This window comes from Bacillus sp. sid0103 (assembly GCF_019219025.1).
Map to the genome: position 1 here is coordinate 96,703 of NZ_JAHUWN010000005.1, position 24,144 is coordinate 120,846.

A 24,144-nucleotide genomic window follows, 5' to 3' on the forward strand; every position below is an offset into this window, starting at 1 on the left:
CAGGGGTATTTTTTTGTCTGTTTTCTAAAATTAGGATTCGACAAACTGCGAAAAAGGCCGATATTTCGGTGTTTTTGTTTATTGACTATTCAATCAATTCTGAATAGACTTAATTGTGCACGAGAATAGGACAAATAGGGGGGATTATTGTTTTGTTTAGCACTTTATTTTAGTAGAGTGATAAAATGCTAGAAATAAAAAAAGGGGGAAAAGTGGTTGAAAATCAGAAGAATATTACCGTTACTTTTGGTCTTTTTAATGGTCTTTTCTAGCTTTGCATCGGCAGCAGCTCCTTCACTGCCAAAAACGAGCAAGGCGAACAAGACAACAGCACTTGCTAAAGCAAACACCTCGAAAAAACTATCAAAATCAATAAAAGTAAAAAATACAGAGAAAAATTATAAAAAATCAGATAAAGTTCGTGTAATTGTTGAAGTTGATGGTGACCCTGCGATTACATATGCAACAAAGCAAGGGAAAAAATATAGCGAGCTATCAAAATCAGTCAAAGCACAACTACAAAATAAATTACTAGACGCCCAGCAGACTGTAAAAAGCCAGTTTGCCAAAAAGGCAATTAAAATGCAATTCAAACAAAACTTTACGACTACCGTTAATGGATTCAGCGGTATTGTTGAATATGGACAAATCGCTGCTATTAAAACGGTTGATGGAGTAGCAAAAGTATCGATTGCAACTGAATATCAACGTCCTGAAATTGAGCCAAATATGAAATATAGTAAAGAAATCGTTGAGGCTCAAAAAGCATGGGAAGCTTTTGGGAAAAAAGGTGAAGGAATGGTTGTTGGTATTATCGATACCGGCATTGATCCAAGCCACAAAGACTTTATTTTAACAGATGGTACCAAAGCTGCACTTACAAAAGCGGAAGTGGACGCAGCTGTAGCCGAAAAAGGACTGCCTGGTAAGTTCTACACTGAGAAGGTTCCTTACGGTTATAACTATTACGATGAAAATGCACAAATTCTTGATCTAGGTCCTGACGCTTCCATGCACGGAATGCACGTTGCTGGTACGGTTGCAGCAAACGGGGACGAAAACAATGGCGGTATTAAAGGAGTTGCACCAGAAGCCCAATTACTTGCTCTGAAAATATTCGGGAATGACCCAGAAATGCCTTCTACATGGGGCGACATCGAAATCAAAGCGATTGACGATGCGATCAAATTAGGCGCAGATGTCATCAACATGAGCTTAGGTTCAACTGCTGGCTTCGTTATGCCTGACGCTCCAGAGCAAGAAGCCGTTCAAAGAGCTGTGGATAATGGTGTGTTAATGTCGATCTCCGCTGGGAACTCTAACCACCTTGGGGATGGCTATTCGAATCCACTCGCACAAAATCCTGATTATGGTGTAGTCGGTACACCTGGTAGTGCAAACAGCTCAATACAAGTTGCCTCACTTGAAAATAACTATCTTGATCTATATGCAGCTACGTACTCATTTGATGGGACGGAAGCTGGGAAGGCTCCATATCTTTCTTCAAGCAGTGTAGACCCGAATAAATTAGAAGAAAAGAAATTTGATATTCTTGATGCTGGAATCGGACAGCCTTCTGATTTTGAAGGAAAAGATTTCACAGGGAAATACGCGTTAGTAAAACGTGGAACCCTTACATTTGTTGATAAAACGATGAATGCACAGGCTGCAGGCGCTGCAGGTATTATCGTGTATAACAACACAAGTGGATTACTTAGCATGGCTACATCTCCAGAAATTAAGATTCCGCAGCTATTTGCTTTAAAGTCTGATGGAGATACGATGAAGGCTGCATTAGATGCGGGTAAGACAGTATCGATTGAATTCCAAGGCGATAAGAAAACAACCCAAAATCCATCTGCAGGACAGATGTCTACGTTCACTTCTTGGGGTGTTACAAATAATTTAGATTTCAAACCAGAAATCACTGCACCAGGTGGAAATATCTATTCCACATTAAATAACAACTCATATGGTGTGATGAGTGGTACATCAATGGCAGCACCACACGTATCCGGTGGGTCTGCACTAGTCCTTGAGCGTGTGAAAGAAGATTTTGCTGATCTTACAGGTGGCGCAAAAGTCGGTATGGCGAAAAACATTTTAATGAATACAAGTAAAGTAATTGATGATAAGGGCACATATAATGCCGCTTATACTCATAATCCATACTCACCGCGTCGTCAAGGTGCTGGTGTCATGCAGTTACATGCAGCATTAAGTACACCAATCGTGGTTACAAACGCTGCAACAAATGAAGCAAAAGTGGCTTTAAAAGAAATCAAAGATAATAAAGCAACATTTACCCTAAAAGCACAAAACTTCTCTGATCAAGCAGTAACTTATAAAGTGGACGGAAGTGTGCTTACTGATTTGGTCCTTGAAGATGATAATGGCTTCCTAATAGACCAACTTGAGTCTCAAGGTATCTATAAAGATGGTACAGTAGCAGCTGCGGCTCCATGGAAGGGAGAATTCCCGATTTCATTCAGCCAAGATGAACTGACCATTCCTGCAAAAGACAGCGTGAAATTAAATGTTACCGTTGACTTAACAGATACCGTTGATTGGGCTTATAACGTTCCATTAGATGTCCTATTTAAAAATGGTTACTTCGTTGAAGGATACGTAACATTAACCGATGTAAACGATGTGAATCCAACAGTTTCAGTACCATATGTAGGCTTCAATGGTGATTGGAATAAGTCACCAATTTTAGACTCAATGATTTATGATGACAAATTTGCTGATTCCTTCTATGGATGGACAGGAATGCTTACAGCTGCCGGTACTGACGAGGAAGGTAACCAGAACTTTGACTACTTAGGGGTAAATCCAGCGGACGAAACTGCTCAGGCTGCTCATATTGCGATCTCGCCAAATGGAGACGGTCAAAGCGATAATGCGATTCCAATTCTTTCCTTCTTGCGCAATGCTAAATCAGTAGAGTACAAGATTGTTGATAAAGATGGAAATGTCCTTCGTAAAATTAAATCTGATACACTTGTTTCTAAAAACTTCAATGATGGCGGCAGAGGTGCTCAATATTACTTAAATCCTGCCAATGCTTGGGACGGAAAAGTAAAAAACAAGGTCGTAGCAGATGGTCAATACTTCTATGAAGTAGATGCAACGATTGATTATGCTGGTAAAGATGCACAAAAAGTAACATTCCCTGTTCTTGTTGATACAGCTGCACCTGCAGTAACAGCAAGCGTAAGCGGCGATAAATTAACTCTTGCATCAACGGACGGAACGGGTTCAGGCGTTGCTTATTATGATATTTCTGTGAATGGTAAATCTGTATACGGTGAAAAAGATAAACCATTAGCAGGCGACAAAACAGAGTATACCTTCAAGGAAGCGCCAGCAGTAGATTCGACAGTAGAAGTCGTTGCACATGACTTTGCTGGTAACTCTAGTAAGGTAGTATTAGAAGGTGCTAATGACAAGACGATTCCATTTATCCATGTTACTTCAATCGGGGCAACAAAAATCTACCATTCTCACGAGCTGCCTGTTGAAGGCTATCTAACAGATGAGTCCAAAATCCGTGAATTAACAGTGGACGGAAAACCTGTCACATTAACATTTAATGCTGAAAAAGCACGTTATGAATTCAGCACAAAAGTAACGGTACCAGGAGATGGCGTCCACGAAATTCGAATTTCCGGTTCAGATGTTGCCGGTAATGTGATTTCTTACCTAGTACGCGATCTAATTGTGGATACAACGGCTCCGAAAATCAATGTTGACGTTCCATCCAAAGTGAAATCGGATGTAAGCTCGGTTAACCTAAAAGCTACCATTTCAGATAACTTTGATAAGATTCGCTACTTTGTAGATGGCAGTGAAGAATTTTTTAAAGATACCAATACCGATCATTTTGAAATGATAAGCTTTAGCAAAGAAGTCTCTACTAAGCTTGATCTTGAGCCTGGTAACAATACCTTTACACTTGAGCTTGTCGATATCGCAGGTAACAAGACAACCAAAGAAGTTAATATCTTTAGAGGTTATCAAGTGAAGTTCTACAACGGCAGTACTCTTGTGAAGCAAGCTGATGTAGTTAAAGATTCAAAGGTGGCAGCTCCAGCAGCTCCAACTAAATCAGGTTATACCTTCTTCGGTTGGTATAAAGATGCAAGCTTCAAAATCAAGTTTGACTTTAACGCGCCGATTGTGGCAGACACAAACGTATATGCACGTTTTGTTAAAAATCCTTCCACACCAACATCTGTAAAAGTTGCTTCTTCTGACTACAATAAATTAACAGTTAGTTGGACAAAAGTAACAGGTGCAAGCGGTTATGAAGTATACCGTGCAACTTCTAAATCAGGTGCTTACAGCAAAGTAGCCACTGTTAGCGGAAGCACAGCAAGCTATGCAAATAGTGGCCTGATTACTGGTAAAACTTACTACTATAAAGTGGTAGCTTATACAACAGTAGAAGGTAAAAAACTTGTAAGCCCTAATTCAAGTATTGTAAGTGCGAAGCCAGGCCTTAAAACACCTACAAGTGTAAAGGCTGATAAGGCAAGCAGCACCTCTATTAAAGTTTCTTGGAGTAAAGTAAGTGGAGCAAGTGGCTATGAAGTGTATCGTGCCACTTCAAAATCTGGAAGCTATACGAAGGTAACTACAACTACTTCTGGAAGCTATACAAATTCGAAATTAACCAAGGGCAAAACGTACTACTATAAGGTAAGAGCTTACCGTACAGTAAGCGGTTCAAAGGTTTATAGTTCCTATTCAAGTGTTGTATCGAAGGGATTAAGCAAGTAATACGAACAAAAAGGAACGCTCGGATTTTTATGAATCCGAGCGTTCTTTATTTTTTACTTTTCATTTGCCATTTTCACTAAGGTAATAATATCGCTTGAAAGCTTGCCGTAAGATGGATTTGCCGACTTGATATTGGCTTTTATGCCATCAATAAGCGGCAATGCCTTTGGGTTTGTAATCGTCAAAATTTGAACATGACCATTAAAAGCTTTATCCATCAGTTCTTTCGCCCGATCCAAATTATCGTCCGTATTCACCTTTTGGGCGTCCACTCCGTCAAGATTTCCCTTTCCTGAAAGACCTGCAGTGCTTTTCAACACCTTATTTTGAAGCTCATCGTAACGGGTTGAGGTAGTTTCCTGTTTGGCGCGTGCTAAAATGACGGTGTCATCAAGCACAAATACCTTTATCCCAGGGATCCCTTCTCCTGATAAACGTGATTCCAAATGAGAGGAAATGCCGCCGTCATGAAGGCTGGAACTGCCAATCAGACTATAAACATTCGTACCTACCCCTTCGGTTGTTTGTCCATTTCGGTTGGTTGTCTTTTTCTTTGCTCTGTCCACACTTGGAATGACATTGACACTATCCTTGTTATGGACATGTCCATTTCCTTTGTTGTTAACCGACTGATCATGATAGTTGGTATTTTCTGCAGCCCCCACTTCCCGCTCTTTCATTCCGTTTTGGCCGGCACAGGCACTTAACATCAATACAGCACCAAAGAAAGGTATACCCCAGATTTTCCATTTTCGTTTCAACATAGAAATGCCTCCTTATTTTTTATAATTATTTTCTCCTTTGCTATTTCTAAGTATGAATGGATTATATTGGGAACATATTAAAACTAGAAAAATTACTATTATTGGAGAATCATGTCGAAAAATCATGGAGGTTCAAAATGGCTGAAGAGAACAAAGAGAATCCTGAATCCTTATCAAGAAGAAAGTTTTTACGTAATACGGGTTTTACTGTTGGCGGGCTCGCTGTTGGTGGTGTTTTAGGCAGTCTCATCCCTCGAAATCGTGATAAAGAAGAAAAAGTAACACAGACAAAGGCAGAAAATTTTAATCAGGCGTTGATGTATTTCACACCTGAACAATTTCAGCTGACCGATGCAGCAACAGAAAGAATTTTCCCGGAGGATGAGTCAGGACCGGGTGCAAAGGCGCTTGGCGTAGCATTTTATATTGACCATCAGTTAGCTGGTGATTGGGGCTTTAATGCGCGGGAATACATGCAGGCACCCTTTTACAAAGGAGAAAAGGTTCAAGGCTATCAAGGTCGGTTAAGGCGAAGAGATATTTTTGATATTGGTCTAAGGGAACTTCAAAATCACAGTATGACCGTCTATAAGAAAAAATTCACAGAATTAAAAGAAGAAGAACAGGATGCCATTCTGAGTGATTTTGAACAAGATAAGGTGAATTTAACGACCATTTCTCCGAGTGGATTTTTCCTTTTGCTGAGAAGCGCTACGCTAGAAGGAGCTTACAGTGATCCATTATATGGAGGAAACAAAAATATGGACGGCTGGAAAATGCGGAATTATCCAGGCAGTCAAATGGCTTACACAGATATTATTGATAAAGACTTTAAGAAAATAAATCCGCAAAGTTTAAAAAATCATTTGAATCACTAAGTAAAGTGCGAAGGACACTAGCCGCTGGGGCGCTGGAACTAGACACTAGGAAAAGCTAAAAGCAAGATTCATTTCTAACTACGAAGAAGCAGGTGGGAACGATGGCAAGAAAATTACCGAAAGTGGATGTAGTGATTGTTGGTGTGGGTTGGGCAGGTGGAATCATTGCCTCTGAACTGGTTAAAAAGGGACTGAAAGTGGTTGGTTTGGAACGGGGCAAGGAACGCAAAACGGAAGATTACTTTATGGTCCATGATGAACTAGCTATGCATTACGCTATGGAATGATGCAAGATTTGTCTAAAGAAACGATTACTTTCCGAGGAAATGAAAAAATCCGTGCCTTGCCGATGCGGCAGTATGGTTCGTTTTTGCTCGGTGATGGTTTAGGCGGTTCGGGTGTTCACTGGAATGGCCAGACCTTCCGTTTTTTACCCTACGATTTTGAAATCTATAGCAAAACGGTGGAAAGATATGGAAAAAATAAAATTCCGGCCGGAATGACGCTTCAGGATTGGGGAATTACCTATGATGAACTGGAACCTTATTATGATAAATTTGAAAAACTGACCGGCATTTCTGGAGAGGAGAATCCGCTAGCTGGGAAACGCTCCAGCAAGTACCCTACTCCGCCGATGAAAAAGTCACCGCCATTGAAGATGTTTGAAGATGCGGCGAAAAAGTTGAAATTGCACCCGTATATGATGCCATCTGCGAACCTTTCAGAATCCTACACAAATCCGGATGGAATCTCGCGGTCAGCCTGTCAATATTGCGGATACTGCGAACGCTTTGGGTGTGAATATGGAGCAAAGGCAGACCCTGTAGTCACTGTTATTCCTGTTGCCAACAAAACAGGCAATTTTGAAATTAGAACCCATTCCAATGTAAGAAGAATCATAAAAAAGGGCAATAAAGCAACGGGCGTTTTGTACACCGATGTGACGACCGGTGAAGAAATTGAGCAACCGGCCGATATTGTCGTCCTAACGAGCTATGTGTTTAATAATATCCGGCTATTATTAATGTCGGACGTCGGCAGAGCTTATGATCCGCAAACTGGTAGAGGTGTGATTGGGAAAAATTATGCCTATCAGGTTATCAAGGGCAATGCGGTGGGCTTTTTTGAAAATAAAGAATTTAATACCTTTGCAGGAGCTGGTTCGCTTGGAATGGTCTTGGACGACTATAATGGTGATAATTTTGACCACTCAAAGGTGAATTTTATCCATGGCGGCATGGTTTCGCTCAGTCAAACAGGCTTGCGGCCAATTCAGAATAACCCTGTTCCTGGAGGCAAACCAACCTGGGGCAAGGAATTCAAGGAAAAGTCTGTTAAATATGCGAATCGCTTTTTATCTGTAGGGGCGCAAGGTTCTTCGATGCCATTTCAACACCACTTTCTAGACCTTGACCCGACCTATAAAGATGCCTATGGAGACCCATTAATCCGGATTACGTTTGACTTTGAAGAGCAAGATCGTAATCTGGCAAAATTCCTTGCTTCGAAATGTGAAGCGGTTTTAAAAGAAATGGGTGCGGATCATATCGATACGATGAAAGAATTAGGGCCGTATGATATCACTACCTACCAATCCACTCACAATACAGGCGGTGTTATCATGGGGGCGGACTCTGCAACCTCTGCAGTCAATAACTATTTGCAAATGTGGGATTACGATAACTTGTTTGTCGTGGGGGCAACTGCATTTCCGCACAACTCTGGTTATAATCCAACCGATACAGTTGGGGCTCTAGCCTACCGTGCCGCAGAAGGCATCCTAAAATACCATGATAAGGGCGGCCAAGTGGTATAATTTAATTTGAAATGGATTAAATCATATTGATAGTGTTAATATAGATAAATGAATTGGAAATTGGAGGAGAAATACATGACAATGACAAATGAAAACAATACCCTGCCGCCAAAAACGTGTTCGATCGAACGCTTAGTAACCATGGAAGCGGATGTGAAGAAAGTTCTTGCGGGTGAAAAAACGGCAACACGCCGTAATGGCCGTTATGCTGACCCTGGTGAAATCATGACACTGGAAGGCCAAGACTTTGTCGTGGATCGTGTTTATTCCCAGTCGTTAGGTGAATTAACAGATGATGATGCGCGCCGCGAGGGCTTTGCTACTGTAGAGGAGTATAAACAGTCGATTCTAAGCTATCATCCTGGAATGCCTTGGCTGCCGCAAATGCGGGTCTGGGTTCATGAGTTCAGCCCAGTTCAAAAGTAGGTTAATGATGAAAGCGGTCCATTTATCAATGGGCCGCTTTTTTTATGGCCAAACCAAGCAAAATGCAAGTCAAATATTTGGTTAATCATTGGAAAAAAATTATAATATTCCTAAACAAGGATTTTCGACAGGCGGGGTGAGTGGATGAAATTTTTATCAAAATACATAAAGAAATATTGGAAATCTTTTAGCATCGCGGTACTTTTTCTAACCTTTGAGGCCCTAAGTGATTTGATGCAACCCACCATTATGGCGAAGATAATTGATGAAGGTGTGGCCAATAAGGATATCCATTATGTGTTGAAGATGGGCGGGCTGATGCTGCTGATTACCGCCTGTGGAGCAGTCGCAGCGTCCACGAGAAGTGTGGTTGCGAGTATTGTGTCGCAAAACTTTGGGACGGAGTTAAGGTCTGACTTATTTAAAAAAATTCAAACGCTCTCGTTTAAAAACATCGATAAATTCGACCGCGCCTCGTTAGTGACGAGACTGACGAATGATGTTACCCAAGTTCAGGTGTTTGTAAATGGGTTAATGAGGATTTTCGTTAAAGCCCCGTTACTGGCGATTGGCGGGTTAATCATGGCGACGCGGTTAAACCTGCAGCTGTCTGTTGTATTAGCGGTGGTGGTCCCGATTGTGGCACTGTTAATTATCATTAATTTGCGCTTAGGCTTTCCCCGCTTTTCTCGTGTCCAAAAAGCTTTGGATCGTGTGAACAGTGTGATGCGTGAGTACTTATCCGGAGTCAGGGTGGTTAAGGCGTTTAATCGTTTTGATGTGGAAGTGGGCAAGTTTGCAGCGGTGAACGATGATTATAAACAGCAATCCATCGGGGCGAACCGCCTCATGGCCACCTTTAGCCCTGCGATTATGCTGACGGTGAATCTTGGGATTGTCGCCGTCCTTTGGATTGGCGGGAACGGTGTGCATAGCGGCGGCATCAAGGTTGGCCATATCATTGCCTTTATCAACTATATGACGCAAATCTTATTTTCGCTGATGATGATCTCGATGGTCTTTAATATGTTTGTCAGAGCAAAGGCCTCAGCGGGAAGGATCGATGAAGTATTTTTACAAGAGGATACCCTTACATGGCCACAAGGACGGAACGAATCCTTCAAGGAACAGGGCCGAATCGATTTTGAAAATGTCTCGTTTTCCTATGAACAAGCAGCGGGGGAACCGATTTTAAAAAATATTAATCTCACAATCTTGCCAGGAGAAACGGTTGGAATCATCGGTTCTACTGGGTCAGGAAAGAGCACGCTTGTCGGACTGATTCCCCGCTTCTATGATACCGTGAGCGGTACGATTAAGGTCGACGGTGTGGATAGTAAGTTGGTTGATCCAAAGATCCTGCGTGAAAAAATTGCGATGGTTCCTCAGAAGAATATACTGTTCACAGGTAGTGTCGCCGAAAATATCCGCTGGGGAAAGGAAGAGGCAACCGATGCGGAAGTAGTGACTGCTGCGACCATTGCGGGTGCGCATGAATTTATCGAGCGGTCACCGGAAGGCTACCATACGCGAATCGGTCAGGGCGGCGTTAATTTTTCCGGGGGGCAAAAACAGAGGCTTGCTATTGCCCGGGCATTAGTGAAACAACCAGAAATTTTAATATTAGATGATAGTACTAGTGCGGTCGACGTCGCAACGGAGGCAAGAATCAAGGAGGGCCTGAAGAAATATGCAAAGGGACTTACCTGTTTATTAATCGCCCAGCGCGTCACCTCGATTATCGATGCCGATAAAATCGTCGTCCTTGACCACGGTGAACTTGTTGGGATGGGAACCCATCAGGAACTAATGAAGGATTGCTGTGTCTACCAGGAAATCTACCAATCTCAAATAGGCAAGGAGGTCCAGCATTAATGTCAAAGGAAAACGTACAGACACAAAGCACACCCCCTACCCCGCCGCCAATGCGTCCCGGAGGCTTTGGTGCTGCCCAGCGCCGCGGGCCTGTTGTGAAGCCTAAGAACTTTAAAGGGACACTGCAAAGACTGTGGGAATACTTCGGCAAAGAACGAAAAATGCTTGCGGTTATATTTATCTTTATTGTCGTCGACGCGGCCTTGATGCTCCTCGCCCCCTTCCTGATTGGAAAAGCGATTGATGCGATGCGAGACAATAGCGGCAAAGTCGATTTTGGCTTTCTTGAGGTGATGATCGTTATTTTGATAGCTGCCTATGTGATGGACAGCCTGCTTACCTTTATGCAAGGCTGGCTGATGGCAGGCGTATCGCAGCGAATTGTTAAAAGCTTACGCGATTCCTTGTTTAAAAAATTACAAAAGCTGCCGGTGTCGTTTTTTGATTCGCGCTCACACGGTGAATTAATGAGCCGACTTTCGAACGATGTCGATAACGTCAGTAATACCATTTCGCAATCGACGACGCAATTAATGTCGGGGGTGGTCATTATTACCGGATCGTTAATTTTGATGTTAGTATTAAGCCCTTTATTAACGCTGGCAAGTTTAATAACGGTACCACTAGTCTTTTTATTAACAAGAACGATTGCGAAGCGGACGAGTGTCTTTTTTAAAAACCAGCAAGTCCAGTTGGGAAAATTGAATGGACATATCGAGGAAACAATTTCTGGAATTGAGATTGTGAAAGCCTTTAATCATGAGGAAAAGGTCATTGAAGAGTTTGAAGCAGTCAATACGAACCTGCGCGAGGTCGGCTTGAAGGCGCAAATTTGGTCGGGGTTTTTGATGCCAATCATGAACGTGATCAATAATCTGGGCTTTGCGGTTGTGGCCGTGGTTGGCGGGATTCTTGCGGTGAAAAGTATCATCACGGTTGGAGCAATTGCCAGCTTCATTACCTACTCAAGGCAATTTGTCCGGCCGCTTAACGATTTAGCCAATATTTTCAACATCCTTCAGTCAGGAGTGGCAGGGGCGGAGCGCGTCTTTGAAGTCATCGATGAACAAGAGGAACCAGTCGACTCACCGACCGCTATTTCCTTGGAAAATCCCAAAGGCCATGTCGTTTTTGAAAAGGTTAGTTTTGGGTATCGCCCAGATGTTCCGATTCTAAAAAATGTCAGTTTCGAAGCCAAGATTGGCAGCAGTACCGCCCTTGTCGGACCAACCGGCGCAGGAAAAACAACAATTGTTAACCTGCTGACGCGATTTTATGACGTGACGAGCGGGCGTATTCTCCTCGATGGCCATGATATCCGTGAATACACACGGGACAGTTTACGAAGATGCTTCGGATTTGTCCTCCAGGATACGTATTTATTCTCAGGGACGATCAAAGAAAACATCAAGTATGGGAATGCGGCAGCAACCGATGATGAGGTCGAGCGTGCGGCCAAAATGGCCAATGCCGACACATTTATCAAACGGCTGCCCAACCAATATGAAACAGTCTTAACAGAGAATGGCGGCAACCTAAGTCAAGGACAACGGCAGCTCTTAGCGATAGCAAGGGTCATCCTAGCGAAGCCTGCTTTGCTTATCTTAGATGAAGCCACAAGCAGCATCGACACCCGAACCGAGCTTCATATTCAAGCAGCCTTGCTAACCTTAATGGAGAACCGGACCAGCTTTATCATCGCCCACCGCCTCAACACAATTCGCGATGCCGACACCATCATGGTCATCGACCATGGCGAAATCATCGAGAATGGAAACCACGAGACATTAATGGCCCAGAAAGGCAAATATTACAGTATGTTTTTTAACCAATTCAAAAACGTCGAAACGGCTTTGGATTGATAGTGTATGGGGACTGGAGAGCCAGTCTCTTTTTTTGTACCTTGTGGTTAATGGAGGAGGATCTTTCATAAACCGAAGGGTAGTTTTTTTGAGGTTCAAGGTAAATGGAACCCTCTCTCCCTTCTAAATCCCATCCCTCTCTCTCAAAAAATGACATTTAATAATGACAAGTGTAAAGACACCTGATAGAATACTAATGGTTAATAGAATTATTCGTGTACCTAAACAAGTGAGATTTAGGGAATAATATAAAAAATAGTTACAAGCTTAGGGGGATCCACATGAATAACAAAAAGGAAATTTCAGGCCGGAGGTTGCTTGGCATAGCCGGGATGGGCTGGATGTTCGACGCCATGGATGTCGGCATGCTTTCATTCATCATTGCAGCCTTAAAAGTAGAATGGGATCTGACTCCTGGTCAGATGGGCTGGATTGGGAGTATCAATTCGATTGGGATGGCCGTTGGGGCACTTATTTTTGGTTTAATGGCCGACAAAATTGGCCGTAAAAATGTATTTATCATTACCTTATTATTATTTTCGATCGGAAGCGGTCTATCCGCTCTTACCACCACACTAGGAGCCTTTTTAGTACTAAGATTCTTCATCGGTGCGGGGCTGGGCGGTGAACTTCCTGTCGCCTCAACCCTTGTATCAGAAAGTGTCCCAGCTGAAAAACGCGGCCGGGTGGTTGTACTGCTCGAAAGCTTTTGGGCAGGCGGATGGTTGGTATCCGCCCTTATTTCCTATTTTGTCATCCCAAAATACGGCTGGCAGATAGCCTTGATCATTAGCGCCATCCCTGCTCTGTATGCATTATATTTACGAATTGGTTTACCTGACTCTCCACGCTTTACAGCATTAAAAAAGACAGAAAGAATCTCTGCTTTTCAAAGTTTTGCCCGATTATGGTCGAAGGAGTATCGCCGACAAACCGCCATGCTCTGGATTGTCTGGTTTTGCGTCGTTTTCTCCTATTATGGCATGTTCCTTTGGCTGCCAAGCGTAATGGGCATGAAAGGCTTCAGCTTAGTCAAAAGCTTTGAATATGTGTTAATTATGACCGTGGCACAATTACCAGGCTATTTCACGGCTGCTTGGTTCATCGAAAAGTTCGGGCGGAAATTTGTCCTCGTCGTTTATTTACTGGGAACAGCTGTCAGTGCCTATTTCTTTGGAACCGCAGATTCCACTGCTCAATTGCTGACTGCAGGAATTCTATTATCATTCTTTAATCTCGGAGCTTGGGGCGGCCTCTATGCATACTCACCAGAACAGTACCCAACGATTATCCGTGGAACAGGTACCGGGATGGCCGCTTCATTTGGACGCATCGGCGGTGTCCTTGGACCATTATTGGTAGGATCGCTTGTTACAAAGAACGTATCCATCTCAACTATTTTTACTATTTTCTGTATAGCTGTGCTCGTCGGCGCTTTTACCGTCTTATTTTTAGGAAAAGAAACGAAACGAAAAGAATTAGTATAATAAATTTAATAAAGAGATTCCTTAATTTGGAGTCTCTTTTTTCTATTGTAAACTGGGAAACATATTTAACCAAAATATTTAAAAACCAACTTTCTTTATGAAATAAAAGTAAATCCTTTTGGACTTTAGTTGAATAAAGACTTTGAAATAATTAAACTGTATTTTTGATATATTGCAAATTATTTTAAAATAATATACAATAGTACTAGACGAACCCCTAATTATTTTGTATGATGTTTTCAGAATATTATCTTTTTTTAAACAGTTAGACAAAGAAAGTTGGGAAATTTTTTAAAAAAATAGGGGGTTTAACATGAGGAAGAAAAGATTAGCTGGAGTTTTTATGTCTTTTATGGTAGCAGCAGGGGTGTTGGCAGGATGTAATTCTAGTGCTAGTGGTGATGGGGAAAAAGACGGCACGATAAAAATTGGTGCAAACCTCGAACTATCTGGCGGTGTAGCTTCTTATGGTCAATCAGCAAAAGAAGGTATTGAGTTAGCGATTGAGGAAATCAACAAAGAAGGTATTGATGGTAAAAAATTAAAACTAGTCACAGTAGACAATAAATCTGATGCAGCAGAGGCCACAAACGGCGCACTTAAACTTGCTACACAAGATAAGGTTGTTGCAATGATCGGTTCTGCCACAAGTACAAATACACTTGCACAAGTACAGATTGCTCAAGATAATAAAATTCCATTAATTACACCAACTGCAACAAACGCTACGATAACAAATAAAGATGGAAAGTTAAATGACTTTGTCTTCCGTACATGTTTTATTGACCCATTCCAAGGTACAGTTGCTGCTAACTTCGCTACCAATGACTTAAAAGTTAAGAGTGCAGCTGTTCTGATTGATAGCTCAAGTGACTACTCTAAAGGTCTTGCGGCTTCTTTTAAAAAGAATTTTGAGGCAAATGGCGGAAAAATTGTTAAAGAAGAAGCATATGTGGCAAAAGATACAGATTTCCGTGCAACTTTAACCAATATTAAAGCAGCAAATCCAGAATATATTTTCGTTCCAGGTTTCTATGAAGAAGTAGGTTTAATTATCAAACAAGCTCGTGAGCTTGGCTTAAATGTACCAATCATGGGTGGTGACGGTTGGGACTCTCCTAAACTAGTAGAAATCGCAGGAGCTGCGACACTTAATAACACATTTATTACAAACCACTATTCATCAGGTGATAGTGATAAGAAGGTTCAAGACTTTGTTGCAGCGTTCAAAGCAAAATACGATGGTAAATCTCCGGATGCCTTTACAGCTCTAGGTTATGACACAGTGTACTTCCTTGCAGATGCGATTAAGCGTGCAGGAAGCAGCGATCCTAAGAAAATTCAAAAGGCACTTGCAGAAACAGATGGATTAGAACTTGTTTCTGGAAAAGTGAAACTTGATAAAAATCATGATCCAATCAAAGCCGCTGTTATCCTTGAGTACAAAAACGGTGAACAACAATTTAAGACAAAAATTAATCCGTAACATTAGAAGCGGAAGCGCCTTGGCGCTGCAATAGAAAATCTTAATCATCTAGGAACCGCCCGCATAAAAAGCAGAAGATCTGCTAGACAAATTTGATAGTTTGCCAAGGGATAGGGAGCTGATGTCTCCCTATTCCCAGTTTATTCGAGAAAAGCACGTTTCCCAACATGCCAACATTGTTTATTCATATTTAAAAAGGAACGTTGAAGTCGGTCCAAAGGAGTGTAAGACGTATGGAATTAATACAGCAGCTTGTCAATGGAATTTCCTTGGGCAGTATTTACGCATTAATCGCCCTAGGCTACACAATGGTATACGGTATTGTAAAACTCATTAACTTTGCCCATGGGGATGTCTTCATGGTTGGTGCATTTATCGGCTTTTATTCGATTACTATTCTAGATTTAGGATTTTTCCCAGCATTACTTATTTCGATGGTTGCGTGTGCCATCTTTGGTGTATTAATTGAGAGGATTGCCTATAAACCTCTGAGAAATGCAACCAGAATCGCAGCACTTATTACAGCGATTGGGGTTTCCTTGTTTATCGAGTATGGAACCATTTATATTCGTGGCGCCCAGCCGGAAGCTTATCCAGACGGGATCGTTCCACTAAAAACGCTAGAAATTTTTGGGGTGAAAATTAGTGGTCAGTCCATCCTTATTTTAGGAACCTCTGTATTTTTAATGATCTTACTACAATTTATCGTTCATAAAACAAAAATTGGTAAAGCGATGCGGGCCGTATCACATGACATGGATGCCGCAAGATTAATGGGAATCAATGTAAATAACACCATTTCAGCAACGTTTGCAATTGGCTCTGCCCTTGCTGGAGCAGCAGGCGTGATATTTGGGGTCTACTATACAAAAATTGAGCCATTGATGGGAATTATCCCAGGGCTTAAAGCATTCGTTGCAGCTGTTTTAGGCGGAATTGGAATTATTCCTGGCGCGATGACTGGTGGTTTGGTATTGGGTGTCATTGAGTCACTCGTTAGTGCTGCAGGTTACTCTCTATGGCGAGACGGTGTAGCATTCGTGGTTCTTATCTTAATTTTAATCTTCCGTCCAGCTGGTTTATTTGGTAAAAATATCAGGGAAAAGGTGTAAGGAGGTCTTTTAGCAATGAATATTTTAAAACAAGCAAAATTTTTCTGGACCTCGATCGTTTTAGCCGTTATATTTTCGGTCGTCATGCAATTTTTAATTACTGGTGGTTCACTAAATCAGTTTTATGTTAATACGCTATTTTTTATCGGAATTAATATTATTCTAGCTGTAAGTCTTCACTTAATAATTGGAATCACGGGCCAGTTTTCGATTGGACATGCTGGATTTCTGGCTGTTGGCGCTTATGCCTCAGCAATTATGACCATGAAACTTAGTTTGCCCTTTCCAGTTGCCCTCCTTGTTGGCGGATTAGCCGCAGCAGTAGCCGGGCTAATTATTGGGATTCCCTCCCTTCGCCTAAAAGGTGATTATCTCGCGATTGCTACGCTAGGATTCGGAGAGATTGTGAGAATTGTCTTCTTAAATATTGATTATGTCGGCGGAGCAAGCGGAATGACCGTCTCCCACTTTACCACGTGGCCATGGCTGATCGGTTGTGTCATTTTAACGATAATAGTCATTGCAAACTTTACGAATTCGACTCATGGTCGAGCTTGTATTTCGATTAGAGAAAATGAAATTGCTGCCGATGCGATGGGGATCAATACAACCTACTATAAGGTAACAGCCTTTGCGATCGGTGCTTTTTTTGCCGGAATTGCCGGTGCATTATATGCGCATAACTTTTATATTATCCAACCAACAAACTTTGGATTTTTGAAATCATTTGATATTTTAATCTTTGTTGTTCTAGGCGGGTTAGGAAGTATGTCAGGAGCAGTGATTGCTGCGATCCTGTTAACAATCATTTCAACCTACCTATCTAGCTATCCAGAGGTTCGGATGGTTATTTACAGCCTTGTCCTTATCGTGATGATGCTTTTCCGTCCGCAAGGCCTGCTCGGCACAAAAGAAATTACCTCATTCTTTAAAGTTGGTAAAGCGGCTAAAGGAGGAGTACAGCATGACAACAAAAAGACAGTTGCTTAAAGTAGAAAATGCCGGAATCCGTTTTGGCGGTTTAAAGGCTGTTTCAGATGTAAACCTGGAATTAAAACAGGGTGAACTTGTCGGTTTAATTGGCCCCAATGGTGCAGGTAAAACTACATTTTTCAACCTGCTGACAGGCGTCTATGTTCCGACAGAGGGGACCATCTCGTTAACAGGAGAAAAACTTAATGGCTTAGCACCTTATAAAATCACCAAAAAGGGAATCAGCCGGACCTTCCAAAACATTCGCTTGTTTAGTGAACTGTCCGTTCTTGATAATGTAAAGGTAGCTTATCATTCGCTGGCTAAGCATTCGATGTTAAGTTCGATCTTCCGCCTTCCAACCCACTTCTCTGGTGAAAAGGAAATGGAAGAAAAAGCAATTGACTTCTTGAAAATCTTCAAGTTGGAAAATGTGATGCATGAAAAGGCTAAAAACTTGCCGTATGGGCAGCAGCGTCGCCTTGAAATTGCCCGGGCATTAGCTGCCGGTCCAAAATTATTGCTGCTTGATGAACCGGCTGCCGGAATGAATCCGCAGGAAACAGAAGAACTGATGAATTTAATTGCGTTAATCCGTGAGAAGTTTTCATTAACAATCCTCTTAATTGAACATGACATGGGTCTTGTTATGGGTGTGTGTGAGCGAATCTATGTGCTTGACCACGGTCAATTAATTGCGGATGGGACACCAGAACAAATCAGAAATAATCCAAAAGTCATCGAAGCCTATCTTGGAGAGGAGGTCTCCTAATGCTAAAAGTGAATGATATAAATGTTTATTATGGTAATATCCATGCATTGAAGGGGGTTTCCCTCGAAATCAATCAAGGAGAAATTGTAACACTGATTGGTGCCAATGGTGCGGGGAAAAGTACGCTTTTACAAACCATTTCCGGACTGCTAAAACCGAAAAATGGTGAAGTTTTGTTTGAAGGCGAACATGTAGCTGGGAAAGTCCCGCAATTAATTGTGAAACGGGGAATTTCACAAGTACCAGAAGGTCGCCGCGTGTTCTCCAACATGTCCGTGGAAGAAAATCTTGAATTAGGTGCCTACTTAAGGAAAGATAAAAAAGGAATTCAAGAAGATTTTGAAAAGGTTTATCAGCTTTTCCCACGCTTACTGGAACGCCGTAAACAGCAATCCGGGACACTTTCAGGTGGAGAGCAGCAAATGGTTGCGATGGGACGAGCATTAATGGCTAGGCCGCGTCTATTACTGTTAGATGAGCCATCCATGGGTCTTGCTCCCCTGTTAGTAAAAACCATTTTCAAAATAATCGAGGAAATCAATAAAACAGGCACAACGATTCTATTAGTTGAGCAAAACGCCAATATGGCGCTCTCCATTGCCGACCGTGCCTATGTTATAGAGACAGGAAAAATTGTCGCCTCTGGTACAGCAGCCGAGCTTAACTCAAGCGACCAAATCAGAAATGCATATCTTGGCGGGCACTAGTTCGCATCGAAAGGAGTTGAGGATGCCCCTCAACTCCTTTCCTATTATATCTCGATTTTCCTCTTTTCAGGATCAAGCCGGAATTGCTGACGGCGATGCGGCTGTAATAGATGTCTAATTTTGTGCGCATAATCCTCAACCAGCTGTTCGAGTCCGACTAGTGTAAGGGAGAAAATGTTGGCATAATTCTTTTGAACCTCCCACTTTAACTCGTTCTTTCCACAAATACTATATTTATTTAACATCTCAATTTCCTCGCGAATCTTCACTAATTCTGCTCCCTGCTGCTCTTTTGGCAATGAGAGAACATAATCAATTTTATCAATATAATCAATCGATTTTTCAATCTTCCCATTAATTTCCTTATAGCCTTCTTCATTAATTAGCCCATATTTTAATTTAAATTGATTTAAGAGTTTAGCAGATTCATAGGTTGAATTTACAATATCATCACGCGTCATATCGTTTGTTTCATAGCTAAGCATATGCTTCCAAGAAGGCTGAGTGATCGCCGTGCGGTGGTCCTCAAGGGTATGGCATAACTTTTTATAACCGTGCAGCTCGGGTTGTTCAAAGGCTGGACTCGCAGGATCAAGGAACGGTGCAAGCGGTGCAACAAAATAGAAAATCCGTTTGTCTTGCTGACAGGCCAGATGGATCTGTTCGCAGAAATCAATGTTTGCTATGGCACTCTCATACGTCTGACCCGGAATTCCCACCATAAAGAATAAATCAATTTTTTTACAGCCATGCTTTAACGCAAAGTTTAGCGTATCGATTACCTTTGTGTTCGTACAACTAAATTTCCCGTTATACCGTCTGATTTTTTCATCATGGGTTTCAAGTGTAATTTCAATACTATATTTTGGAACACTATCATTGATCTGTTTAAAGAACGCTTCGTCTGCATACTTGAATAATTCAAATACCACTTCATTTTTGAGATTCAGTTCTTTCAGCCGGCTAAAAAATTCTGTTACATAGTCAAGTCCGCCCTGACGCAGGTCATGAAGGATGAAAATCGGGGCCCGGCTAAAGCGAGAGATAAATTTAATATCCTCGACGAGTTTTTCTGGCGACCGTAAAGCAAGGGAGCTGCGGTTACAGATTTGATCATATGCAAACTTTGAACCGCCGCAGATAAGGCAGTTTTGTGAGCAGCCTCGTGCTGTCAGTAAGGCGGTATTAGGATATTGAAGCCATCCGCTGTATGGAAGCGGGTCAAGGAAATTCCGATATTTGAATACGGACCGTATCGCATAGCGATATCCTGGGACATCTAAATCATCCAAATCCTTTGGAACATAGGTAAGCGGATTGCAGCCGATGTCGCCTCCCTTCTTCCACGTTAAGTTGGGGATGTCAGCATAGTGGGTATTTCCTTGTTCAATTTTATTCATTAACAATAGCATCAATTTTTCAGTGGAATCACCACGCATCACAAAATCAATCCAAGGATAATCAATCAGTTCTTTATGATAATAGGTTGATGACAGTCCGCCAAAGATGACTGGAGTATGAGGATGAAGCTTTTTAACTACTTTCGCTAACTCGATACTGCCGTGTGCATGCGGCAGCCAGTGTAAGTCAATTCCGAACGCCTTGGTTTGGATGTTCCTTAGTTTTGCTTCGACATCAAATTTTTCGCTCATCAGCATCCGATTGGCAATATTGATGATTTTAACGCGCAAACCGTACCTTTCCAGATACTCTGCGATACTGGTTATTCCAATCGGGTACATCTCAAATACTGGGGATGACGGAACTACATCACTAATGGGGCCGGCCAGCAGTAAGTTTTTGCGAAAGTCAAAGACACTTGGTGCATGCAAAAGGACTAAATCATAATTCATTGATTCCACCTCAAGTAGATTAGTTTAGATATAAAGTGTGAAATATTTCACATAAACGTTTTTTTAATAGTGATAATGGAGATATTATCTTTTTTGGTAATATCAGTAATTTATTATGGTTAAATTTAGTGTACTATAATAATGGTTTAATAGAGTGGCAAACGAGTGACAGATTTTCGGTGATTTTGTGTAATTTCCGCTCATTTAGTATGCTGATACTAGATAAAAGTCATGAAGTCAGGGAGGGAACGTAAAGTGGCACAAAGTAAAACCAATGCAATGCGAATTCTGGATGCGAAAAAGGTTCGCTATGACATGCTAACCTACGATAATAAAGATGGGAAAATCGACGGAGTTTCTGTTGCCGAGAAAATAGGCAAGGACCCTAAGGAAGTTTATAAAACACTGGTTGCACAGGGCGCGAGCAAGAATGCCTATGTCTTTGTCATTCCTGTTGCGGATGAATTGGATTTGAAAAAGGCAGCGAAAGCAGCTGGTGAAAAGAACATTGAAATGCTTCCGGTAAAAGATATTCAGAAATGGACTGGATATATCCGCGGTGGCTGTTCGCCTATTGGCATGAAAAGGGAATATAAGACGTTTATTGATGAACACGCGAAACAGCTGGAGACGATCATTGTCAGCGGCGGGAAAATTGGCGTCCAAATGGTGTTGGACCCTGTTCAGTTGACAGAGGTCACAAAAGCTGACATTGTCCCGCTCATTAAGTAAGATTTTTTTCCTAGGCACTCACCTATGGGCGACAATCGCATAAGATAGGGTGAAATTACTATTACTTTGCAATTGTCACGAAAAAGCGGAAGCGCCTGTTAGGTAAAGTCCACTAGACGCTAGCGCTGATAGATAAAGGGGAGTGTTGATGGGTGGCAGGAAAAATTAAAAACTACTTTGCTGGTGGTAATACAGCTAGAGGTTTTCATAATTTATATGATTCCAATCTTCAAGGTCTCGACCGGTTATTTATTTTAAAAGGCGGACCGGGGACAGGTAAATCCTCTCTAATGAAAAAAATCGGCAATGAGTGGCTTGAAAAGGGTTATGATATTGAATTCTTACATTGTTCCTCAGATAACAATTCGATCGATGGCGTGTTGATCCCCGCGTTAAAAGTGGGAATTGTCGATGGTACTGCCCCGCATGTGATTGAACCAAAAGCGCCAGGTGCGGTTGACGAGTATATTAACCTGGGTGAAGCCTGGAATGCCCGTGCATTGGCCATTCATAAAAATACAATTCTAAAGTTAACCAATCAAATCAGCCAGTCCTTTCATAAGGCCTATGATACGTATAAAGAAGCACTGGACATCCATGATGATTGGGAAAAGATCTATATTAACAGTATGGATTTTAAGAAAGCCGATCAATTAACGAACAAATTAGTTGATACCTTCTTTGGAAAAATGAAACTCAGTAAAAAATCTGATATCCGCCATCGCTTTTTAGGGGCAGCAACGCCTATAGGAGCAGTAGATTTTGTCCCGAATTTAACAGAAGAGATTCCGAAGCGTTACTTCATTAAAGGGCGCCCAGGCTCTGGAAAGTCAACAATGCTGAAAAAATTGGCGGCGGCCGCTGAAGCCCGAGGGGTGGATGTAGAGGTGTACCATTGTGGCTTTGACCCACACAGCCTCGATATGGTTATTTTTAGAGAGCTCGGCATTGCCATCTTTGATAGTACCGCACCACATGAGTATTTCCCAAGCAGGGATGGGGATGAAATCATTGATATGTATGAATTACTCATCGCTCCTGGGACTGATGAAATTTTTGAAGAAATCCTTACCAAAATCGCGACGAATTATAAAAATAAAATGATTGAGGCTACTTCCTATTTGGCCAAGGCAAAGGCACTCCATGATGAGTTAGAGGAAATCTATATTGCCGCGATGGACTTTTCGGTTGTCGAAGGAATCCAAAACAAAATAGCGGAAGAAATCAGGGAGCTAGCTGCAAGTAAAGTAGAATAACCAATCTTTTGAATATCATAGCTTTTTCACCAAATTAGGCGTGGCGCATACATTAGAGGGAATATAAATAGAAGGGGATAAAAGCCTTGGATAATTTCAATTACCCTCAGGGTCATGGTAGTATGCCTAATTTTCCTTATGATAACAACGTGCGGCAGTCACCCCAGTACGGAGGAGGACACCAACCGCCGCCACACGGAGGAGGATACCAACCGCCGCCGCACGGAGGAGGACACCAACCACCGCCGCACGGAGGAGGACATCAACCGCCGCCGCACGGAGGAGGACACCAACCGCCGCCGCACGGAGGAGGACATCAACCGCCGCCGCACGGAGGAGGACATCATCCACCATATGGAGGTGGCTCACATTATGATGGTCCTCCGACTGCACCGCCACCCACCTACATTCCGCATGAATCAGCTGGCTTATATGCAGTTGACCCAGGAGGAATAAGGCACTGTCTGTACCGTTATACCTATGTTTGGTTGAATAATGGAAGAAGCTTCTGGTATTATCCAACCTATGTAGGCAGGACATCGATTGCAGGGTATCGTTGGCGTGGATACCACTGGGAATATTACGGAATGGATTTAAACAGAATCCGCTCATTTAGTTGTCAATAAATAAGAAAGAACTGTCCTGATATGGGGGCAGTTCTTTCTTATGGTGAAATGGGGTCCTCAAGATTCAAAATTTAAAGTGGATTCATGCATTCCAAAATGAAATGAAAAATATAGGTAACAAAGAGGTCATTGGGGCAAGATATCACTATACTTTGAAATGAAAGGAGATAGAATAATGGTAAAAGACACAAATTCAGCAAACGAAACGGTTGAAGCGAACATTAAGATTAACGAACAACTTGAAGATGGGAAGGTCCACGCATCTACAGAGAGAAGTTCTGAAGCAGAAAGTGCAAACCTCCAAATGCAAGATCAATTTAGAGGTGAGAGTGAACAGTTGTCTGAAGGTATTTCGGGGGCATTTATTTATAACCCATCAATAAAATTAAATCAGGAAAATAAAAAGTAAAAAATCGACTTTCAATTTTAAAAGTCGATTTTTTATTATTAAGAATTTGGATTCGTTTTGCTTTTCTTCCCTCTGTTGTGTTTATTCCCTTTGCTGTTATCGCCGCTGACAAACTCGCTCGCGAATTCAGTTTGAGATTGTCCGGCTTGCGGGGAATTTTGATTCTTGCTGCCTTTGTTATATTTCTTCGTCATCATTGATCCCTCCTTGTCTGCTAATGGTTAGTTTGGCATCAACAAGGTTGTTTATTCGAAAAAAATAAAGGAGATATTGGAAGAAGGAAAAATTATTTGATAGCTAGTGGGAAGTTTTTGTGAGAGGAAGAT

At 41.9% G+C, this 24,144-nt stretch carries 18 protein-coding genes and 1 pseudogene; 16 read left to right on the forward strand and 3 right to left on the reverse strand.

Going from position 1 to position 24,144, the window contains the following annotated elements; genetic code table 11:
* Positions 1 to 216 precede the first annotated feature (216 nt).
* Complete coding sequence (locus tag KW850_RS07485) at positions 217 to 4,785, forward strand: S8 family serine peptidase (protein WP_218346942.1); 4,569 nt, start codon at positions 217 to 219, stop codon at positions 4,783 to 4,785.
* A gap of 53 nt (positions 4,786 to 4,838) precedes the next feature.
* Here KW850_RS07485 and KW850_RS07490 read toward each other — a convergent pair whose 3' ends face one another.
* Positions 4,839 to 5,549, reverse strand: coding sequence for a hypothetical protein (locus tag KW850_RS07490; RefSeq protein WP_218346943.1), 711 nt, complete (start codon positions 5,547 to 5,549; stop codon positions 4,839 to 4,841).
* A 137-nt stretch (positions 5,550 to 5,686) separates the two neighbouring features.
* On the opposite strand from KW850_RS07490, the gene KW850_RS07495 reads away from it, so the two are divergent.
* The 11 genes and pseudogenes from KW850_RS07495 to KW850_RS07545 all read left to right on the forward strand — a co-directional run bounded on the left by KW850_RS07495 (position 5,687) and on the right by KW850_RS07545 (position 18,942).
* Positions 5,687 to 6,427, forward strand: coding sequence for a gluconate 2-dehydrogenase subunit 3 family protein (locus KW850_RS07495; RefSeq protein ID WP_218346944.1), 741 nt, complete (start codon positions 5,687 to 5,689; stop codon positions 6,425 to 6,427).
* A 101-nt stretch (positions 6,428 to 6,528) separates the two neighbouring features.
* Positions 6,529 to 8,243: pseudogene (locus KW850_RS07500) on the forward strand (GMC family oxidoreductase).
* 75 nt (positions 8,244 to 8,318) lie between these two features.
* On the forward strand, positions 8,319 to 8,669 hold the full coding sequence (locus KW850_RS07505; RefSeq protein WP_218346945.1) for an ASCH domain-containing protein: 351 nt from the start codon (positions 8,319 to 8,321) through the stop codon (positions 8,667 to 8,669).
* Positions 8,670 to 8,813: 144 nt separating this feature from the next.
* Positions 8,814 to 10,544, forward strand: a complete 1,731-nt coding sequence (locus KW850_RS07510; protein ID WP_218346946.1) for an ABC transporter ATP-binding protein — start codon at positions 8,814 to 8,816, stop codon at positions 10,542 to 10,544.
* Complete coding sequence (locus KW850_RS07515) at positions 10,544 to 12,406, forward strand: ABC transporter ATP-binding protein (protein WP_218347099.1); 1,863 nt, start codon at positions 10,544 to 10,546, stop codon at positions 12,404 to 12,406. Before KW850_RS07510 ends, KW850_RS07515 begins: the two co-directional genes overlap by 1 nt.
* Before the next feature lie 281 nt (positions 12,407 to 12,687).
* Positions 12,688 to 13,893: an MFS transporter gene (locus tag KW850_RS07520; protein ID WP_218346947.1), complete on the forward strand. Its 1,206-nt coding sequence runs from the start codon at positions 12,688 to 12,690 to the stop codon at positions 13,891 to 13,893.
* A gap of 313 nt (positions 13,894 to 14,206) precedes the next feature.
* Complete coding sequence (locus tag KW850_RS07525) at positions 14,207 to 15,379, forward strand: ABC transporter substrate-binding protein (protein WP_218346948.1); 1,173 nt, start codon at positions 14,207 to 14,209, stop codon at positions 15,377 to 15,379.
* Between the two features lie 233 nt (positions 15,380 to 15,612).
* Positions 15,613 to 16,491 carry a branched-chain amino acid ABC transporter permease gene (locus KW850_RS07530; protein WP_218346949.1) on the forward strand — a complete coding sequence of 293 codons (879 nt, stop codon included), beginning with the start codon at positions 15,613 to 15,615 and terminating at the stop codon, positions 16,489 to 16,491.
* A 15-nt stretch (positions 16,492 to 16,506) separates the two neighbouring features.
* Entirely contained in the window at positions 16,507 to 17,481 is a 975-nt protein-coding gene (locus tag KW850_RS07535; protein ID WP_218346950.1) for a branched-chain amino acid ABC transporter permease, read from the forward strand.
* Positions 17,456 to 18,235 carry an ABC transporter ATP-binding protein gene (locus tag KW850_RS07540; RefSeq protein ID WP_218346951.1) on the forward strand — a complete coding sequence of 260 codons (780 nt, stop codon included), beginning with the start codon at positions 17,456 to 17,458 and terminating at the stop codon, positions 18,233 to 18,235. The genes KW850_RS07535 and KW850_RS07540 overlap by 26 nt, the downstream gene beginning before the upstream one ends.
* Positions 18,235 to 18,942 (forward strand): ABC transporter ATP-binding protein, encoded by a 708-nt coding sequence (locus tag KW850_RS07545; protein WP_218346952.1) that lies wholly within the window; start codon positions 18,235 to 18,237, stop codon positions 18,940 to 18,942. The genes KW850_RS07540 and KW850_RS07545 overlap by 1 nt, the downstream gene beginning before the upstream one ends.
* A gap of 44 nt (positions 18,943 to 18,986) precedes the next feature.
* On the opposite strand, the gene KW850_RS07550 is transcribed toward KW850_RS07545, so the two are convergent.
* A complete protein-coding gene (locus tag KW850_RS07550) occupies positions 18,987 to 20,795 on the reverse strand; it encodes a TIGR04190 family B12-binding domain/radical SAM domain protein (protein WP_218346953.1) in 1,809 nt (602 codons plus the stop codon).
* Between the two features lie 255 nt (positions 20,796 to 21,050).
* Here KW850_RS07550 and ybaK point away from each other — a divergent pair, with 255 nt between their 5' ends.
* From ybaK to KW850_RS07570, 4 genes are all read left to right on the forward strand, one after another.
* Positions 21,051 to 21,527 carry a Cys-tRNA(Pro) deacylase gene (gene ybaK, locus KW850_RS07555; RefSeq protein WP_218346954.1) on the forward strand — a complete coding sequence of 159 codons (477 nt, stop codon included), beginning with the start codon at positions 21,051 to 21,053 and terminating at the stop codon, positions 21,525 to 21,527.
* Between the two features lie 152 nt (positions 21,528 to 21,679).
* Positions 21,680 to 22,783 (forward strand): PRK06851 family protein, encoded by a 1,104-nt coding sequence (locus KW850_RS07560; RefSeq protein ID WP_218346955.1) that lies wholly within the window; start codon positions 21,680 to 21,682, stop codon positions 22,781 to 22,783.
* 86 nt (positions 22,784 to 22,869) lie between these two features.
* Entirely contained in the window at positions 22,870 to 23,409 is a 540-nt protein-coding gene (locus KW850_RS07565; RefSeq protein ID WP_218346956.1) for a hypothetical protein, read from the forward strand.
* 175 nt (positions 23,410 to 23,584) lie between these two features.
* Complete coding sequence (locus tag KW850_RS07570; RefSeq protein WP_218346957.1) at positions 23,585 to 23,818, forward strand: hypothetical protein; 234 nt, start codon at positions 23,585 to 23,587, stop codon at positions 23,816 to 23,818.
* A gap of 38 nt (positions 23,819 to 23,856) precedes the next feature.
* Here KW850_RS07570 and KW850_RS07575 read toward each other — a convergent pair whose 3' ends face one another.
* A complete protein-coding gene (locus KW850_RS07575) occupies positions 23,857 to 24,012 on the reverse strand; it encodes a hypothetical protein (RefSeq protein WP_218346958.1) in 156 nt (51 codons plus the stop codon).
* Positions 24,013 to 24,144 lie beyond the last annotated feature (132 nt).

Coding starts and splice junctions, on each gene's coding strand:
- KW850_RS07550 (WP_218346953.1), bottom strand. CDS start 20,795: ATGAATTATGATTTAGTCCTTTTGCATGCACCAAGTGTCTTTGACTTT.
- KW850_RS07510 (WP_218346946.1), top strand. CDS start 8,814: ATGAAATTTTTATCAAAATACATAAAGAAATATTGGAAATCTTTTAGC.
- KW850_RS07545 (WP_218346952.1), top strand. CDS start 18,235: ATGCTAAAAGTGAATGATATAAATGTTTATTATGGTAATATCCATGCA.
- KW850_RS07540 (WP_218346951.1), top strand. CDS start 17,456: ATGACAACAAAAAGACAGTTGCTTAAAGTAGAAAATGCCGGAATCCGT.
- KW850_RS07535 (WP_218346950.1), top strand. CDS start 16,507: ATGAATATTTTAAAACAAGCAAAATTTTTCTGGACCTCGATCGTTTTA.
- KW850_RS07515 (WP_218347099.1), top strand. CDS start 10,544: ATGTCAAAGGAAAACGTACAGACACAAAGCACACCCCCTACCCCGCCG.
- KW850_RS07495 (WP_218346944.1), top strand. CDS start 5,687: ATGGCTGAAGAGAACAAAGAGAATCCTGAATCCTTATCAAGAAGAAAG.
- KW850_RS07530 (WP_218346949.1), top strand. CDS start 15,613: ATGGAATTAATACAGCAGCTTGTCAATGGAATTTCCTTGGGCAGTATT.
- KW850_RS07575 (WP_218346958.1), bottom strand. CDS start 24,012: ATGACGAAGAAATATAACAAAGGCAGCAAGAATCAAAATTCCCCGCAA.
- KW850_RS07520 (WP_218346947.1), top strand. CDS start 12,688: ATGAATAACAAAAAGGAAATTTCAGGCCGGAGGTTGCTTGGCATAGCC.
- KW850_RS07570 (WP_218346957.1), top strand. CDS start 23,585: ATGGTAAAAGACACAAATTCAGCAAACGAAACGGTTGAAGCGAACATT.
- KW850_RS07525 (WP_218346948.1), top strand. CDS start 14,207: ATGAGGAAGAAAAGATTAGCTGGAGTTTTTATGTCTTTTATGGTAGCA.
- KW850_RS07490 (WP_218346943.1), bottom strand. CDS start 5,549: ATGTTGAAACGAAAATGGAAAATCTGGGGTATACCTTTCTTTGGTGCT.
- KW850_RS07505 (WP_218346945.1), top strand. CDS start 8,319: ATGACAATGACAAATGAAAACAATACCCTGCCGCCAAAAACGTGTTCG.